We start from the raw sequence: 14,258 nt of genomic DNA on the forward strand, positions 1-14,258 counted from the left end.
CGGCCTCGCGGCTCGTAGCCGAACGTGGAGGGATCACGATGGGAAACTCAGACGAGACGCGGATGATCGACGACGAGTCGGTCGGTATCGATGCAGCGGTCTGGGAGGAGACGGCCGACGAACTCCTCGCGGACAGTCCCTATGATCCGAAGCTCGGCAAGGAGATGAGCAGGGACGCGGTCCGGGTCAGCACCGGCCGCATGACGGAGGCGGAGTTCCACGAGAAGTACCACGACGCCGTTCTCGAGGAGTTCGGCGTCGACGACCGGCCGATAGAAACGGGTGATGCCGATGAGTGAGCAGGACGGGGTCGGCGTGAGTCGGCGGTCCGTGCTCCTCTCGGCCGGGGCAGCAGCCGGCATGCTGGGGCTTGGCGGGCACAGCGCCCTCCAATCGCTCACGCGGGACGAGACGGACGCTGCGGTCGAGGGCCTGTTCGACGAAACGCAGGTCCTCAATACGGCGTGTGCGCCGAACTGTCGGGGCAAGTGTCCCCTCAACGTTCACGTCAGGGACGGACAGATCAAGTTCGTCGAACCGCAGATGACCGACGACGAACGGTATCGACGGGGATGTCTCCTCGGCCAGTCACACGTCCAGCGCGTGTACAGTCCGAAGCGCCTGAAGTACCCGATGGTACGGGCCGACTGGGAACCCGGCGCTCCCAATCCGGGCGGCCGCGGCGAGGACGCCCGATTCGAGCAGGTCTCGTGGGACGACGCGCTGCAGTACGTCGCCGACGAGATGCGCCGCGTCCGGTCGGAGTACGGACCGGAGAGCGTGTTCTTCCATACCGGGTCCGGGGACAACGGCATGGGTACCACGCTCTTCGGTCGGCTGGCGTCGATGTTCGGCGGGACCCAACAGAGTTGGTCGATCGACTCGAACGTCGGCGTCGGATTCAACCGGATCACCGGACACGGGTTCTTCCTCCCGCCGACGAACGAGTCCGCCGACTGGGTCAACGCCAACACGATCATCGTCTGGGGCTCCGATCTCTTCAAGAGTCAGTTCCAGAACGACGCCTCGAAAGTCCTCGACGCGATCGAAAGCGGTGCCAAACTGGTCGTCGTCGATCCGGTATACACGACGACGGCGTCGAAAGCGGACCTCTGGCTGCCGATCAAACCGGGGAAGGACACCCACCTCGCGCTCGCGATGATTCATACTGTCCTCGCCGACGGGTCCTACGACGACGCGTTCCTTCGCGAGCGAACGACCGCGGGTGCGCTCGTCCGCGACGACACCGACGAGATGCTTCGGATGCGGGATCTCGAGGGCGACGCCGACGACGATCGGGTCGTCGGTATCCACGCCGAAACCGGCGAGCCGGTGCCGCTCGAGCCCGACACGTACGCGGAGATAGAGCTGTTCGGCGAGTACGAGGTCGACGGCATCCGGGCGACGACCGGGCTGTCGCTGCTCGAGGACCACGTCGCGGACTACTCGCCGGAGACGGTCGCGTCGGTCGCCGACCTCGACCCGGCCGACATCAAAACCGCGGCCCGATGGCTCGCGACCCGCGGTCCGGGAGGGATCGCGCCGAGCTACGCGCTCGGCCGGTACAAGTACGGGCACGTCTTCGGCCAGACCTACGCCATCTTACTGGCGCTGACGGGGGATTACGGGAAGTCGGGCACGATCCACGCCCAGCACCCCGCCGGGACGACGCTAAACAGCGGCGAGTACGGCTCCCCGGACGGCGCGCCGGGAACGCAGTCGCTGTCCATGCACGAAGTGCCCGCCGCGCTCGAGGACGGCGAGCCGTTCCCCATCAAGGCGATCTACGGGATGGAGTCGAACATGCTGGCCAACCAGTTCCCGAACCGCCAGCGCTGGCACGACCTCCTCGAGAACGTCGACATGTTCGCGATGGCGGACTTCCATCGCACGCCGACGGTCCAGCACGCGGATATCATCCTGCCGGCGGCCCACTGGTTCGAACGGGAGGACATCACCGACGCGTGGGGGTCACATCCGCACATCTCACACCGGACGAAGGCACACGAGCCGCTCTGGGATGCGCGGGACGACTACCACATCATCGCGGAGTTGGCGGACAAACTCGGGTACGACGACCTGTTCCTCGACGACAAGCGCGCCGAACTCAGGAAGATCGCGTCGAACGACGATCGGTTCGACTTCGACGAACTCCGTCGGAAGGGGAACGTTCGCGTCGAGGACGAAGCGGCAGGGATCAAGTACACCGATCCGTTCCCGACCGATACCGGACGGATCGAGCTCTACGACGAGGATCACCCCGTCGAGGACGACGGAACGGTGCTTGACCTCCCGCGGCCGATCGAGGACAGAACCGCCACCGATCACGACCTCGCCGACGAGTATCCGCTGCTCTTCATGCAGAAACACTCCAAGTGGCGGATCCACTCCCAGTGGGCGGACAACGCGATGGTCCGGAAGTTCAACGCGGAACCGACCCTCGACATCCATCCGTCGGATGCGAGAGAGCGGGGGATCGACGACGGCGACTACGTCCGCGTCTACAACGACCGCGGGGAGGTGGTCGTCCGCGCCAGCTACAACGAAGGGATGCGACCCGGACTGATCAACATCGATCAAGGCTGGTGGACGGACGACTACGTCCACGGGAGCCATCAGGATCTCACCCACATGGAGGTCAACGATCTGGCCCCGACATTCGCGTTCTACGACGTTCGAGCGGACGTCGAACCCGCACCGGAAACCATCGATACGAGCAAATACACGGCCCCCGAGTCGGCCGACTGGCTCGAGGGGTACCCGAACGGAGGTGACAACTGATGACCGACTACGGCATGGTAATCGACCTCGAGCGGTGTATCGGCTGTAACGCGTGTGCGGTGAGTTGCAGCCAGGAGAACAACGTCTCGCTCGACAAACAGTGGAACCGCATCCTCACGGAAGGCGGCGACGCGATGGACACACCCGAGGGCTCGTACCCGGAAAACGGACGCGACGGGACGCTCTCGATGAACCATCTGCCGCTTGCGTGCCAGCACTGCGACAACGCTCCGTGCGTCAAGGTCTGTCCGGTCAACGCGACCTACAAACGCGACGACGGCATCGTCGAGATCGACTACGACAAGTGTATGGGCTGTCGGTACTGTATGAGCGCCTGTCCGTACAACGCGCGGGTGTTCAACTTCGACGAGCCCAAGACGCTGCCCACCGACGGGACCGGCAACGTCGAGGAGCGCAAGCAAGGCGTCGTCGAGAAGTGTACCTTCTGTAGTCACCGGGTGGAGGAGGACCTCGACCCGGCTTGTACGGTTGCGTGCCCGGCCGATGCCCGCATCTTCGGCGATCTCGATGACGAGGAGAGTACCGCCTCGCGGTACGTCGAGAAATACGAAACCGAGCAGCTCCTCGACGAACTCGAGACCGATCCGAACACCTACTACATCCGCGGCGAGATGAGTCCCGGCCGAACGCGAAGCGGCAACGAACTCGAAGGTACCGAGAAGAAAGCCGTCGGGAACCCGAACGGCGTCGCGACCGACGGAGGTGACGGCCAATGAGTGCCGCGTCGGACGCCGGCGTCGTCGTTCCTCGCTTCGGAACGCGGGGCAAAGCCTGGCTCGCCCTGCTGGGCGTTCTGATCGTGGCCGGGCTCGGTGCCTGGGCGTATCAGCTCCGGCAGGGGCTTGCGGTCACCGGGATGGACAACGTCTTCTCCTGGGGACTGTACATCATGCTGTTCGTCCTGTTCATCGGCCTCTCGGCGGGAGGGCTGATCATCTCGAGCGCGCCGAAGTTCTTCCACTCGAAGCGGTACGACAGCCTGGCCGCGCTGGGCGTGCTGTTGAGCCTGGGGTGTATCGTCGTCGCCGGGCTGTTGATTCTGCCGGACCTCGGGAGCCCGAGCCGAGTGACCGGCTTCCTGACATCGCCGGACCCCCGCTCGCCGATGGTCTGGGACTTCGGGATCGTGCTCCTCTACGGGCTGTTCAACGTGGGGTATCTCTGGTTGCTAACCAGACGGGACTTCGCGAAGATGGGGTCATGGCTGGCGTTCGGCGTCGAGGACACGCCCGCGGGCCGGGAACGCGACCGCAAATTCGCCTTCTGGGCGGCGGCGATCGCGATGCCGCTTGCGGTCGGATTGCACTCGGTGACCGGCTGGATCTTCGCGACCCAGATCGGCCGTGGCGACTGGTTCAATCCGCTGGTCGCGCCGATGTTCATCATGAAAGCGTTGGTATCGGGACTGGCGCTGTTGCTGGTGACCGGCATCCTCGTCGACCGGTTCACGCGGTTTCGGTTCCCGCGGGAACTGGTGCCTGAACTCGGGAAATTGCTGGGTATCTTCGTGGCCGTCCACGTTATCTACCTGGTCGCGGCAGAACGACTCCCCCACGCGTGGGCGGCGCACTTCGAGTTCTGGTCGATCACCCGCGCGTTCCTCGTCGGGGATACCATCCACTTCTGGCTGTGGACGCTCATCGGCGGCGTGCTTCCGATCGCGTTGCTCGCCGTGCCGTCCCTCCGGCGTCGGATCAAAGCGGTCTTCGTGGCCAGCGTCGCGGCGATCGTCGGTATCCTCTTCGAGGGCGTGTACCTGATATTTACCGGGTACCACGACCTGAACATCGACGCCGCACCCGGCGTGACGACCGGAACCGACTACACCGGACTCGAGGCGGATATCTGGGCGACGACCGGCAGCTACACCCCCACGATCGTCGAGCTGGCGGTCGCAGTCGGCCTCGTCGCCGTGGGCGCGCTGATCGTGACGCTCGGCCTTCGGTTCGTTCCGATCCAGCCCAACGATCGCACCCCCGTCAGCGCCGAGCGGGACGAGACGACTGCAACGACGGCCGACCCCGTCGCGACCGACGGCGGAGCCGATGCGGAGGTGGCCGGCGATGCGTAACTCGATGCTCGAGGGCGACGATCGCGGTCGACTGGCGGGTGGGTACTCGGTACTGGCTCGCTGCTGGCGACAGCCGACCGCGGACCTCCTCGCGGCGGTGTCGGACGGGACGTTCGAACGGATCGAACCCGAGGTGGCCGAGACCTCGGTCGAGGACCTCCGCGTCGAGTACGCGCGGCTGTTCGTCGGTCCGGCCGAACCCGCGTGTCCGCCCTACGAGAGCCTCTATCGGGATGGGGACGACGCGGTGCTCGGGCCGTCGACGCGCGCCGTCGTCACGTGGTACCGGTCGTACGGGCTCGGACTCGAGCCGGAGTGGCCGGACCTGCCCGACCACATCGCGACCGAACTCGAGTTCGCCGCGTATCTCCTCGAACGGGAGGACCCGGAGACGTGCGAACGGTTTCTCGACGAGCATCCTCGGCTGTGGATCGAGGAGTTCCTCGACGACGTCGAGCGAGAAACGCGCGAGCCCTATTATCGGGCGTTAGCGACGATGACTGCCGCCGCCATCGACGGGTGACCGGCCGCCATCCCGCGGGAGCCGTCCGCGCCGCGAGGTCGCCGGGACCTCCGGCCGGTCTCCCGTCCGGTCGACCGGCGACGGACCATCGCCATGGAAGGCGGCGGCTCCCGTTCTCCCGCACGTTCAACTACGTCGAGGGCGTCGGCCTCGAGTCGAACGCCGGGACGTGACGCAAGCCTTATGTACATATGAGTACGTCGATGTACAATAATGAACTCCGATACGGAGCTCGCCCCCGCGGTGCAGTCGATACTTGCGGCCGCACGGGAGCGTGCCGGCGGTGAGGGCGTCGTCGACATCGACGCGCGCTCGCTGACCGACGCGTTGGCCGACGCCGAGGCCGACGGGCGGGTCCCACTGATCGCGGAGGTGAAACCGACGAGTCCGACGGCCGAGGGGACTCGAGACGACGATCCGGTCGAACTGGCTCGAGCGATGGTCGCGGGCGGCGCGGCGGCGATCTCGGTGCTGACGGAGCCGAGCCACTTCGGCGGTTCGCCCGAGGCGCTGACCCGAATTCGGGAGGCCGTCGACGTCCCGGTTCTGCGGAAGGACTTCGTAGTCGACGAGGACGGCATGGACCTCGTCGAAGCGGACCTGCTCCTGTTGATCGTCAGATTCGTCGACGATCTCGAGTCCCTCGTGGCGGCCGCCCGCGATCGCGGGTTCCAGCCCCTCGTGGAGGTCCACGACCGGGACGAACTCGAGACCGCCCTCGAAGCGGGTGCGGACATGATCGGGGTGAACAACCGCGATCTGGCGAGCCTCGAGGTCGATCTCGAAACCGTCGAATCGGTCGCACCTGCAGTCCCCGAGGACGTAACGCTGATCGCCGAGAGCGGGGTGTCGTCGCCGGCCGACGTTCGGCGGATGCGGGAGGCGGATGCCGACGCCCTGCTGGTCGGGAGTGCCATCATGGACCACGGCGGTGACAGCGACGTGACCGAAAACACGCGACGGCTCGCCGGAGCGGAATCGATGGAGGCCGCGGACTCGGCGACGGGGTCCGCGGCGACGGACCACGACGGAGGCAGTCAGATATGAGCATGGAACACGACGACGAGCACGAATCCGGGCGGACCGGGACGTTCGGCGACTACGGCGGCCAGTACGTTCCCGAGGCACTGATGCCGGCCCTGCAAGAACTCGAGGACGCCTACGAGCGGTACGTCCTGGAGAACGAGGACGGCTTCATGGACGAGTTCCGGGAGCGACTGCGCGATTTCGGCGGGCGGCCGACGCCGCTCCAGCGCGCGGATCGCCTGAGCGAGCGCTACGACCGCGAAATATACCTCAAACGCGAGGACCTCCTCCACGGCGGAGCCCACAAACTCAACAACGCGCTCGGACAGGTTCTCCTAGCGAAATACATGGGCAAAGAGCGGATCATCGCCGAAACCGGGGCCGGCCAGCACGGCACTGCGACGGCGATGGCCGCGGCCCACCTCGACATGCCCTGCGAGATCTATATGGGTCGAACGGACGTCAATCGCCAGCGTCCCAACGTCTACCGCATGCGAATGAACGGAGCCGACGTGAACCCCGTCGCGGCCGGCAGCGGGACGTTGAAAGAGGCGATCAACGAGACGATGCGCGACTGGGCGACGACCGTCGAGCGGACCCACTACGTGATCGGCTCGGTCGTCGGCCCGCACCCGTTCCCGAAGATGGTCCGGGACTTCCAGGCGGTCATCGGCGACGAAACGCGAACGCAGATCCGGGAGCAGGCGGGTCGGCTCCCCGACAGCGTCGTCGCCTGCGCCGGCGGCGGTTCGAACACGATGGGGACGTTCCACGCCTTCGTTCCCGACGACGAGGTCGCCCTCCACGCCGTCGAGGCCGGCGGCTCGAGCCTCGAGATCGACGAGGACGCGGGGCTGGCACCGAACTCCGCGACGCTCTCGACGGGAACCGACGGGGTGCTCCACGGCGCGATGACGAAGCTCCTCCAGGGAACCGACGGGCAGATCGTCGAATCCCACAGCGTCAGCGCCGGTCTCGACTACGCCGGCGTCGGGCCGGAGCTTTCGCATCTCGTCGAGACGGGACGGGTCGTCCCCGCGACCGTCGACGACGAAGACGCACTCGAGGGCTTTCACCGTCTCTCGCGGCTCGAGGGTATCATTCCAGCGCTCGAATCGAGTCACGCGCTGGGCTATCTCGAGCGCGCGGCGGGGTCCGCCGGGGAGACGGCAGGCGGACAACGGCCGCGAGACGAGGATCGCGGGGACCTCGGCGATCTCGTCGTCGTCAACGTCTCCGGGCGCGGGGACAAGGACCTCGAGACCGTGCTCGAGGAAACCGAGACCCGTGATCTCGAGGCCGCGCCGGACGTGGAGGTGTTCGACGGATGACCGACGCCGGACGGTCGACGGTCGGCGAGTCCGACAGCGACGTCGAGGCGGCCATCAGGGAGCACCACCCCGCGCTCATCACCTACATTACGGCGGGCGATCCCTCGCTCGCGGACACGAAGGCGTACGTCGAGGCACTCGACCGGGGCGGCGCGGACCTGATCGAACTCGGCCTCCCGTTCTCGGAACCGGTCGCGGAGGGAGCGACGATCCAGGCCGCGATCAATCGTGCGCTCGAGGCCGGCACGACCCCCGAGGGCTTCTTCGAGTTGGTCGCCGACCTCGAGACCGAGGCACCGCTGCTGGTGATGACGTACTACAACATGATCCTTCAGTACGGTGCCGCACCCGACGTGCGACCGTTCGTCGAGCGCGCCGCCGAGGTCGGCCTCTCGGGGATCATCGTCCCCGACCTGCCCGCCGAGGAGGCCGATCCGCTGCGGGAGGCCTGCGACGACAACGGACTCGATCTCGTCTTCATCATCGCGCCGACGACCGAGGGCGAGCGTCTGGACCGGATCATGTCTCACGTGTCGGGCTTCGCCTACGTCCAGGCGCGTCTCGGGACGACGGGCGCACGCGAGAACGTCTCGGGTGCGACCCACGACAGCCTCGCGCGGCTCTCGGAGTACGACGTCCCCAAGGCGGTCGGGTTCGGCGTCAGCGAGGGCGACCACGCGGCCGAAATCATCGATGCCGGCGCGGACGGCGTCATCGTCGGGAGCGCCCTGGTCGATATCATCGCCGAGCACGGCCCAGCGGGCACCGAGACGGCGACCCGGAGCGACACTCCCGGCGACGCGGCCGCCGCACTCGAGGCCAAAGCCGAGGAACTCAAACGCGGCGCACGCCGCGGTGCGGACACTATCACGGACGATCACGAGAAAGAACCGGAACCAGAACAGCCATAACTGCAAGCTTGCTACACTCCCGCAATGACCACAGGAATCGACGCACGACTCGACCGGATCGGGACAGACGGATCGTACGTGATCATTCCCATGGACCACGGTATCACGATGGGTGCCGTCCAGGGGCTGAAAGACATCGAATCGACGATTGACGGCGTCACGAGCGGAGGGGCGGACGCGGTTCTCACCCAGAAGGGGATCGCGCCGCGCGTCCACGACAACAAAAACGACAAGGGCTACATCGTCCACCTCAACGGCTCGACGACGATCGGGCCGGACGAGCAGGACAAGCGGCTGACCGGGACCGTCGAAGAGGCGGTTCGTGTCGGTGCCGACGCCGTCTCCTTCCATATCAACGTCGGCTCGGATCACGAACCCGATCAGATCAGCCAGCTTTCGGAGGTCACCGAGCAGGCCCAGCGGTTCGGCATGCCGGTCCTCGCGATGGCCTACGCCCGCGGCCCCGGCGTCGACTCGACGGACCCCGAAGCGCTCGGCCACGCGGTTCGACTCGCCGAGGAACTCGGCGCTGACATCGTCAAAACGGGGTACAGCGGCGACGCCGAGAGCTTCCAGCACGTCGTCGAGTCGACGCGGCTGCCCGTCGTCATCGCCGGCGGCTCGAAGGGGACCGACCGCGAGACGGTCGAAATGGTCCGCGGCGTGATGGACGCCGGCGGTGCCGGCGTCTCAATGGGCCGCTCGGTCTTCCAGCACGAAACCCCGGCGGCCATCGCGCGGGCGGTCTCCGGCGTCGTCCACGAGGATCTCTCGACCGACGAGGCACTGGCCGAGTCGGGACTCGCGCTCGAGGCCTAACTCTCCGTTCTCCTGGTACGTTCGACCGGCCCACAGCGGCGGCGCTCGCGACGCGCCGGCCCTCAGTGACAGTGCGTATCGAGGTGGACGTCCCGGTCGGCGTACCGCGGGCTCAGTTCGACGGTGGCATGATCGACGCCGTGACGGTCGAGTTCGTCGTGGACGCGGCCGACGACCGTCTCGGCTTCGGCCATCGTCTCGACACCGGTTTCGATGTGGACCGTCGCGACCGTGATCTGGCTGCAGATCTGCCACGCGTGAAAGTCATCGACACGGTCGACGCCCTCGATATCGGTGAGGTGGGCGCGGATCTCGCCGCTCTCGAGGGGGGTCTTGAGGAAGAAAATTTCGCCGCTGCCGCGCAGGACGGTGATCGCCGACCAGGCCACGACGGCGGCGATCAGCGCCGCGGTGATCGGGTCGACGGCGCGGATACCGGTCACCTCGATGGCCAGCACCGAGACGATGACGGCGACCGAGCCGCCGGCGTCACCGAGCAGGTGGTAGAACGCGCCCTTCTCGTTGAGGCTCATCGCATCGCCGTGGAGGACGACGACCGAACCGACGTTGACGAGCAGGCCCCCGATCGCGATGGCGATCGTCGGTCCGGTCCCGATCGCGATGGGATCGAGAAACCGCTGGACGGACTCCCAGAGGATGAATCCGACCATCGGGAGGAGGAGCAGGCCGTTGAGGAAGGCGGCGAACGGCTCGAGGCGATGGAGACCGTACGACCAGCGGTCGCCGTCGCCGTAGCGTTCGGCGACGTGGGCGGCGGCGAAGGCCATCACGTACGCGAGCGCGTCGAACAGCATGTGGACGGCGTCGCTGATGAGCGCGACGGAACCGAACGCCAGTCCGCCCGCGAGTTCGACGACGAAGCCGACGACGTTGATCAGCGAGACGACGGCGAGTTTGCGGCTGCTCGTCGTATCCCCGCCGTGGTCGTGTCCGTGCCCGTGGCCGTCGTGCGTGTGTGAATCGTCGTGAGAGCGAGTCGAGTCGGTCCGACCCATCGTGGGTCGGACTCGGAGCGCCGGGTTATTAATTCAGCTGCTATTAATCGGCGTATTCTATGTTAATCATAACAAAATCCTGTGCCTATGTTGTTAACACGGCCGTGCGGCGTATGGTCGCTCCCGCACACGACTAGTCGAGCGCGGAAGGCTTATTCGACTGACCATACCTGTTTCGAGTATGGGAATACTCGACTTGATGCTGGGCAAGTCCGGTCCCGGCGAGCAAGGCGTCGCAGCGAAGTCGTACACGCTCCCGAAGGAGACCCACGATTTCGTCTACCCCGTCGCGGTCCGCCGCGCGGAACTCGAGGCGTTCGCCGAGTTGCTCGAGGCGGAAGCGGACGCGCCGGCGCTCGAGGCCGAAACCGACGACATGCAGGCGGCCTTCGAGGACCTGACCGGCGAGGCCGACACCGGCATCGATACCGACGAACTGGTCGAACGGATGCGACGGCCGCGGCGCGCGGCCGAACCGGTGATCGAGCGCTGGCGCGAGGGGTTCGAGCAGGACATCGGCGTGGTCTACGCTCGCAGCGGGACCTACGACGCGCTGATCGCGTTCGTCAAACTCTGTAAGCAACGCGACGACGCGGCGTCCGACGCGTTCGAACTGCCCGAAAGCTTCCCCGATGCGGCGGCCCTGCTCAAGCGACTCGAGGAAGGAACGGACACGCAGTATCGGGCCGTGGTCCACACGGACCTACTTCCAGACCGGTAGCGACGACGCCGTATCGGCCGTCGGAACCGTCCGGACGACGGTTCAGACGATCGTCTCGAACGCCTCGAGCGACGCGAGTTCGTAGGTCGGCTCGTGCTCGCCGGTCGCCCCGTCGCGGCCGGGATCGAGCCAGGCCGAGTCGAGTCCCATCGCGTTAGCACCCGCGATATCGGCGTGGAGGGAATCGCCGACGTGGATCGCCGCGTCGGGCGCGACGGAAAGTTCGGTCAGCGCGTGCTCGAAGGGGGCCGCGCTGGGTTTCGGGTGAATCCCGGCGCTCGGGTCCGTAAAGACGCGCACGTCGAAGGCATCAGCGATGCCCAACGCCTGGAGTTTCCGCGTCTGCGTCTGTCGACCGCCGTTCGTGATGAGCCCGAGTCCGACACGGCTGCGGTTGCGGGCATGCTCGAGCGCCGCTTTCGCGCCCGGGCGAAAGTCGACGGCGGTCGGGTCCTGAACCGCGAGGTATTCCGCCGCGAGCGCGGGCGCAACGTCGGCATCGACGCCGGCACGATCCGCGACGGCGGTAAACAGATGCTCGTAGAACTCGCGGTCCGTCTCGGCGGTCGGCAGCTCCGGGACGGCGGTTCGCAGGTCCGCGGGCGTACAGAACGGCTCGTAGCCGGCGCGCTCGAAGGTCGACTCGAGCAGGGTCGTGGGGTCTTGTGTCGATTCACAGAGGGTGGCATCGAGATCGAAACAGATCGCGTCGTAGGCGGCCATCTGGAATCGCGTACGTGCTCGGGCGTTCTGAACGTTTCGCCGACCGGGGTCCTCATGCGACGTTACGGCCGCTGTCGCCGTGACTCGCGCGAAATTCCCGACCCCTTTCATGTTCGCCGGACGGGGGACGCGGCCGGTCGGTCGAAACTGCCGGCTGGCGGCGATTCGACGCGAGTCCGACCGTCGATCCGTAGCAGTTATTTTTACTGACGAGTCTGTCGGCGTATGGAGGTCGTCAAGCGAGTCCACATCGTGCCGCTGGGATACGAGTTCGATCGGATTCTCGAGCCGATCCGGAACCAGCGGGCGGATTTGGTCTACCTGCTCGAAGACGAGCGCGCGGGCAGCGGACGGCAGGGTGGGGCACCGAGTGGGACGGACGGTGGAACGAGCGAACGAAACGCGACGGTAACAGCCGATTATCACCCGGAGTTGCGGGCGGAACTCGAGTCGATCGTCCCCGAGGTCCGAACCCGAGAGTGTGATCTCACGGACGTGTACGCGGTGCTTGGCGACGTGACGACGCTGGCCGACGTACACGCCGACGATCAGGTGTACGTCAACGTATCAGGAGCCGGCACGATCCCGGCGATCGGCGCGACGATCGCGTGCATGGACGTCTCGACGGACGCTCACGCCTACTACGTCGAGCCATCGGAGTACGCCCACGACGGGACGAGCGAGCCCGTCTCCGCCGGCCTCGACGAGATCGAGGAGGTCCCGACCTACCCGATCGAGTCACCGACGCGTGATCAGGTGGCGATCATGGGATTCCTCGCCGACCCGGCCGCGTGGGAGGGGTACCACGACGACCGGACGGCCCCGCCGAAGAAGAAAGACCTCATCGAGTACGCTCGCGACCGGAAACTCGACTTCATGGCCGATCGCCGCTCCCCCGGCGAGCGTTCCGGCGAGGACAAAGGGGCGTTCCGCGTGCTCGATACGCACGTCCTCGAGCCGCTGGCCGAGGACGGATACGTCACGATCGAATCGGTCGGTCGGCGGCGCGTGGTGGAGTTGACCACACGGGGCGAAAACGCCTACCGGGCGTTTCGACACAAACTCATCGAGGAGGGCGGCGAGCCCCAATAGAGTGCGCGGGCGTCAGCGGGAAGAGTTACGGACGGCTCAGTCCTCGTCGACCAGCGTGTACAGTTTCGTCCCGAGCCGAGCCAGTTCGAGATCGGCCTCGAGGCGCTCGATATGGTCGCGAAGCGCCGCCGTCTCGAGCCCCGGGTACTCGCGGTCGGTGCGGGAATCGAGGTGGCTGCTCGCACGAGCGAGCAGGAAGGGCGCGGCATCAGCGAGGTGCGAGCCCGGAAGCTCGGGGCCAGCGTTCCGACCACGCTCGACCGCGGCCCGGACCTCCCGGGCCACAACGAGCGTCCGGCGCAGCGAGCGGATCTCGTCCTGATCGGCGGGCGGACTCAGATACGTCGCCAGCACCTCGTCGGCCGCGACGACCCGTTCCGGGTCGACATCGAACGACTCCGCGAGCCGCTCGGGAGCGGGTTCGCCGACGCCGGTACGGCGAGCAGCGAGGCGAACAGCACCGAGCACGGCAGCGGTGTGACCGCACTCGAGCGTCGCCATTTCGCCCGCGTGATCGAACGCCGCTCGGGCGACATCGACGGTGGATTCCACCCCGAGTCGGCGGGCGGCGCAGTCGATCGTCGGTTCGGCGCTCATCTCGAGGTGGCGCTGACCCATACGAAACCGTTCGTCCGGACGGATATTATCAATTTCTGAGAAAGTACTCATACAATCGTTACTATCGTGAGTGTGTATACTATCCATAAACAGACGGCTGGCGTGACGATCGCGATGGTCGGCGAGCCGCCGGCTCGCGTCGATTCGCCCGGCAGCCAACGATCGCTCCGTCGCCCCTCCCCGATCCGCCACGTTCAAGCCGGTTCCCTTCGACCGTCGAGTCATGACGCGAGCTGTCTGGGTAAAAGCCGACGATGCCGTCGGCGACTGGGACGACCGTCGGGCACGGATCACCGCCGCGCTCGAGGCGGGTGCAGACTGGGTACTGGTCGACGAGGACGACGTCGAGCGCGTCCGCGAACTCGGCGATATCAACGTCGCGGCGTTTCGGACCGACGGAAACGTAACCCTGGTCGACGACATCGACGAAGCCGAGGACGAGACGGGAGACGCCGCCACGCGGGCGGACGCCATCGTCGTCGGGAAAGACGGCGAGGGCGACGCGACTATCGACCTCCCCGAGGACTTCTCGGGGTCGGCGGATCTCTCGACGCTGCGCCGTGACGGTGACTTCGACCGGGGCGCGTACGTCCTGTCTCTTATAC

General features: G+C 66.5%; 15 protein-coding genes. 12 read left to right on the plus strand and 3 right to left on the minus strand.

The window, feature by feature from the left end:
* Positions 1 to 38: 38 nt before the first annotated feature.
* The 9 genes from C487_RS13790 to C487_RS13830 all read left to right on the plus strand — a co-directional run bounded on the left by C487_RS13790 (position 39) and on the right by C487_RS13830 (position 9,483).
* Positions 39 to 299: a 4Fe-4S ferredoxin N-terminal domain-containing protein gene (locus C487_RS13790; RefSeq protein ID WP_006186411.1), complete on the plus strand. Its 261-nt coding sequence runs from the start codon at positions 39 to 41 to the stop codon at positions 297 to 299.
* On the plus strand, positions 286 to 2,781 hold the full coding sequence (locus C487_RS13795; RefSeq protein WP_006186412.1) for a molybdopterin-dependent oxidoreductase: 2,496 nt from the start codon (positions 286 to 288) through the stop codon (positions 2,779 to 2,781). The genes C487_RS13790 and C487_RS13795 overlap by 14 nt, the downstream gene beginning before the upstream one ends.
* Positions 2,781 to 3,518 (plus strand): sulfate reduction electron transfer complex DsrMKJOP subunit DsrO, encoded by a 738-nt coding sequence (gene dsrO, locus C487_RS13800; RefSeq protein WP_006186413.1) that lies wholly within the window; start codon positions 2,781 to 2,783, stop codon positions 3,516 to 3,518. The genes C487_RS13795 and dsrO overlap by 1 nt, the downstream gene beginning before the upstream one ends.
* Positions 3,515 to 4,873: an NrfD/PsrC family molybdoenzyme membrane anchor subunit gene (gene nrfD / locus C487_RS13805; RefSeq protein ID WP_006186414.1), complete on the plus strand. Its 1,359-nt coding sequence runs from the start codon at positions 3,515 to 3,517 to the stop codon at positions 4,871 to 4,873. The genes dsrO and nrfD overlap by 4 nt, the downstream gene beginning before the upstream one ends.
* A complete protein-coding gene (locus C487_RS13810; RefSeq protein WP_006186415.1) occupies positions 4,866 to 5,396 on the plus strand; it encodes a TorD/DmsD family molecular chaperone in 531 nt (176 codons plus the stop codon). Before nrfD ends, C487_RS13810 begins: the two co-directional genes overlap by 8 nt.
* A gap of 213 nt (positions 5,397 to 5,609) precedes the next feature.
* Positions 5,610 to 6,443: an indole-3-glycerol phosphate synthase gene (gene trpC, locus C487_RS13815; protein WP_006186416.1), complete on the plus strand. Its 834-nt coding sequence runs from the start codon at positions 5,610 to 5,612 to the stop codon at positions 6,441 to 6,443.
* Positions 6,440 to 7,753 (plus strand): tryptophan synthase subunit beta, encoded by a 1,314-nt coding sequence (gene trpB, locus C487_RS13820; RefSeq protein ID WP_006186417.1) that lies wholly within the window; start codon positions 6,440 to 6,442, stop codon positions 7,751 to 7,753. Before trpC ends, trpB begins: the two co-directional genes overlap by 4 nt.
* Positions 7,750 to 8,664 (plus strand): tryptophan synthase subunit alpha, encoded by a 915-nt coding sequence (gene trpA / locus C487_RS13825; RefSeq protein WP_006186418.1) that lies wholly within the window; start codon positions 7,750 to 7,752, stop codon positions 8,662 to 8,664. Before trpB ends, trpA begins: the two co-directional genes overlap by 4 nt.
* A 24-nt stretch (positions 8,665 to 8,688) precedes the next feature.
* A complete protein-coding gene (locus C487_RS13830; RefSeq protein WP_006186419.1) occupies positions 8,689 to 9,483 on the plus strand; it encodes a 2-amino-3,7-dideoxy-D-threo-hept-6-ulosonate synthase in 795 nt (264 codons plus the stop codon).
* Positions 9,484 to 9,545: 62 nt separating this feature from the next.
* Here C487_RS13830 and C487_RS13835 read toward each other — a convergent pair whose 3' ends face one another.
* Entirely contained in the window at positions 9,546 to 10,499 is a 954-nt protein-coding gene (locus C487_RS13835) for a cation diffusion facilitator family transporter (RefSeq protein WP_006186420.1), read from the minus strand.
* A 181-nt stretch (positions 10,500 to 10,680) separates the two neighbouring features.
* Here C487_RS13835 and C487_RS13840 point away from each other — a divergent pair, with 181 nt between their 5' ends.
* Positions 10,681 to 11,220, plus strand: coding sequence for a hypothetical protein (locus tag C487_RS13840; protein WP_006186421.1), 540 nt, complete (start codon positions 10,681 to 10,683; stop codon positions 11,218 to 11,220).
* A gap of 42 nt (positions 11,221 to 11,262) precedes the next feature.
* Here C487_RS13840 and C487_RS13845 read toward each other — a convergent pair whose 3' ends face one another.
* Entirely contained in the window at positions 11,263 to 11,943 is a 681-nt protein-coding gene (locus tag C487_RS13845; protein ID WP_006186422.1) for an HAD family hydrolase, read from the minus strand.
* A 225-nt stretch (positions 11,944 to 12,168) separates the two neighbouring features.
* Here C487_RS13845 and C487_RS13850 point away from each other — a divergent pair, with 225 nt between their 5' ends.
* Complete coding sequence (locus C487_RS13850; RefSeq protein WP_006186423.1) at positions 12,169 to 13,035, plus strand: HFX_2341 family transcriptional regulator domain-containing protein; 867 nt, start codon at positions 12,169 to 12,171, stop codon at positions 13,033 to 13,035.
* A gap of 36 nt (positions 13,036 to 13,071) precedes the next feature.
* On the opposite strand, the gene C487_RS13855 is transcribed toward C487_RS13850, so the two are convergent.
* Positions 13,072 to 13,653, minus strand: coding sequence for a hypothetical protein (locus tag C487_RS13855; RefSeq protein WP_006186424.1), 582 nt, complete (start codon positions 13,651 to 13,653; stop codon positions 13,072 to 13,074).
* Positions 13,654 to 13,876: 223 nt separating this feature from the next.
* Here C487_RS13855 and C487_RS13860 point away from each other — a divergent pair.
* Positions 13,877 to 14,258, plus strand: a 382-nt coding sequence (locus C487_RS13860) for a 3-dehydroquinate synthase II (RefSeq protein ID WP_006186425.1), incomplete at its 3' end; no start/stop codon positions are given.

This window comes from Natrinema pallidum DSM 3751 (assembly GCF_000337615.1).
GTDB lineage: Archaea > Halobacteriota > Halobacteria > Halobacteriales > Natrialbaceae > Natrinema > Natrinema pallidum.

Excerpts from the sequence above, each read along its gene's own strand:
- nrfD (WP_006186414.1), top strand. The coding sequence starts at position 3,515 with ATGAGTGCCGCGTCGGACGCCGGCGTCGTCGTTCCTCGCTTCGGAACG.
- trpB (WP_006186417.1), top strand. The coding sequence starts at position 6,440 with ATGAGCATGGAACACGACGACGAGCACGAATCCGGGCGGACCGGGACG.
- trpC (WP_006186416.1), top strand. The coding sequence starts at position 5,610 with ATGAACTCCGATACGGAGCTCGCCCCCGCGGTGCAGTCGATACTTGCG.
- C487_RS13795 (WP_006186412.1), top strand. The coding sequence starts at position 286 with ATGCCGATGAGTGAGCAGGACGGGGTCGGCGTGAGTCGGCGGTCCGTG.
- C487_RS13855 (WP_006186424.1), bottom strand. The coding sequence starts at position 13,653 with ATGGGTCAGCGCCACCTCGAGATGAGCGCCGAACCGACGATCGACTGC.
- C487_RS13850 (WP_006186423.1), top strand. The coding sequence starts at position 12,169 with ATGGAGGTCGTCAAGCGAGTCCACATCGTGCCGCTGGGATACGAGTTC.
- C487_RS13810 (WP_006186415.1), top strand. The coding sequence starts at position 4,866 with ATGCGTAACTCGATGCTCGAGGGCGACGATCGCGGTCGACTGGCGGGT.
- dsrO (WP_006186413.1), top strand. The coding sequence starts at position 2,781 with ATGACCGACTACGGCATGGTAATCGACCTCGAGCGGTGTATCGGCTGT.
- C487_RS13830 (WP_006186419.1), top strand. The coding sequence starts at position 8,689 with ATGACCACAGGAATCGACGCACGACTCGACCGGATCGGGACAGACGGA.
- C487_RS13835 (WP_006186420.1), bottom strand. The coding sequence starts at position 10,499 with ATGGGTCGGACCGACTCGACTCGCTCTCACGACGATTCACACACGCAC.
- trpA (WP_006186418.1), top strand. The coding sequence starts at position 7,750 with ATGACCGACGCCGGACGGTCGACGGTCGGCGAGTCCGACAGCGACGTC.
- C487_RS13790 (WP_006186411.1), top strand. The coding sequence starts at position 39 with ATGGGAAACTCAGACGAGACGCGGATGATCGACGACGAGTCGGTCGGT.
- C487_RS13845 (WP_006186422.1), bottom strand. The coding sequence starts at position 11,943 with ATGGCCGCCTACGACGCGATCTGTTTCGATCTCGATGCCACCCTCTGT.
- C487_RS13840 (WP_006186421.1), top strand. The coding sequence starts at position 10,681 with ATGGGAATACTCGACTTGATGCTGGGCAAGTCCGGTCCCGGCGAGCAA.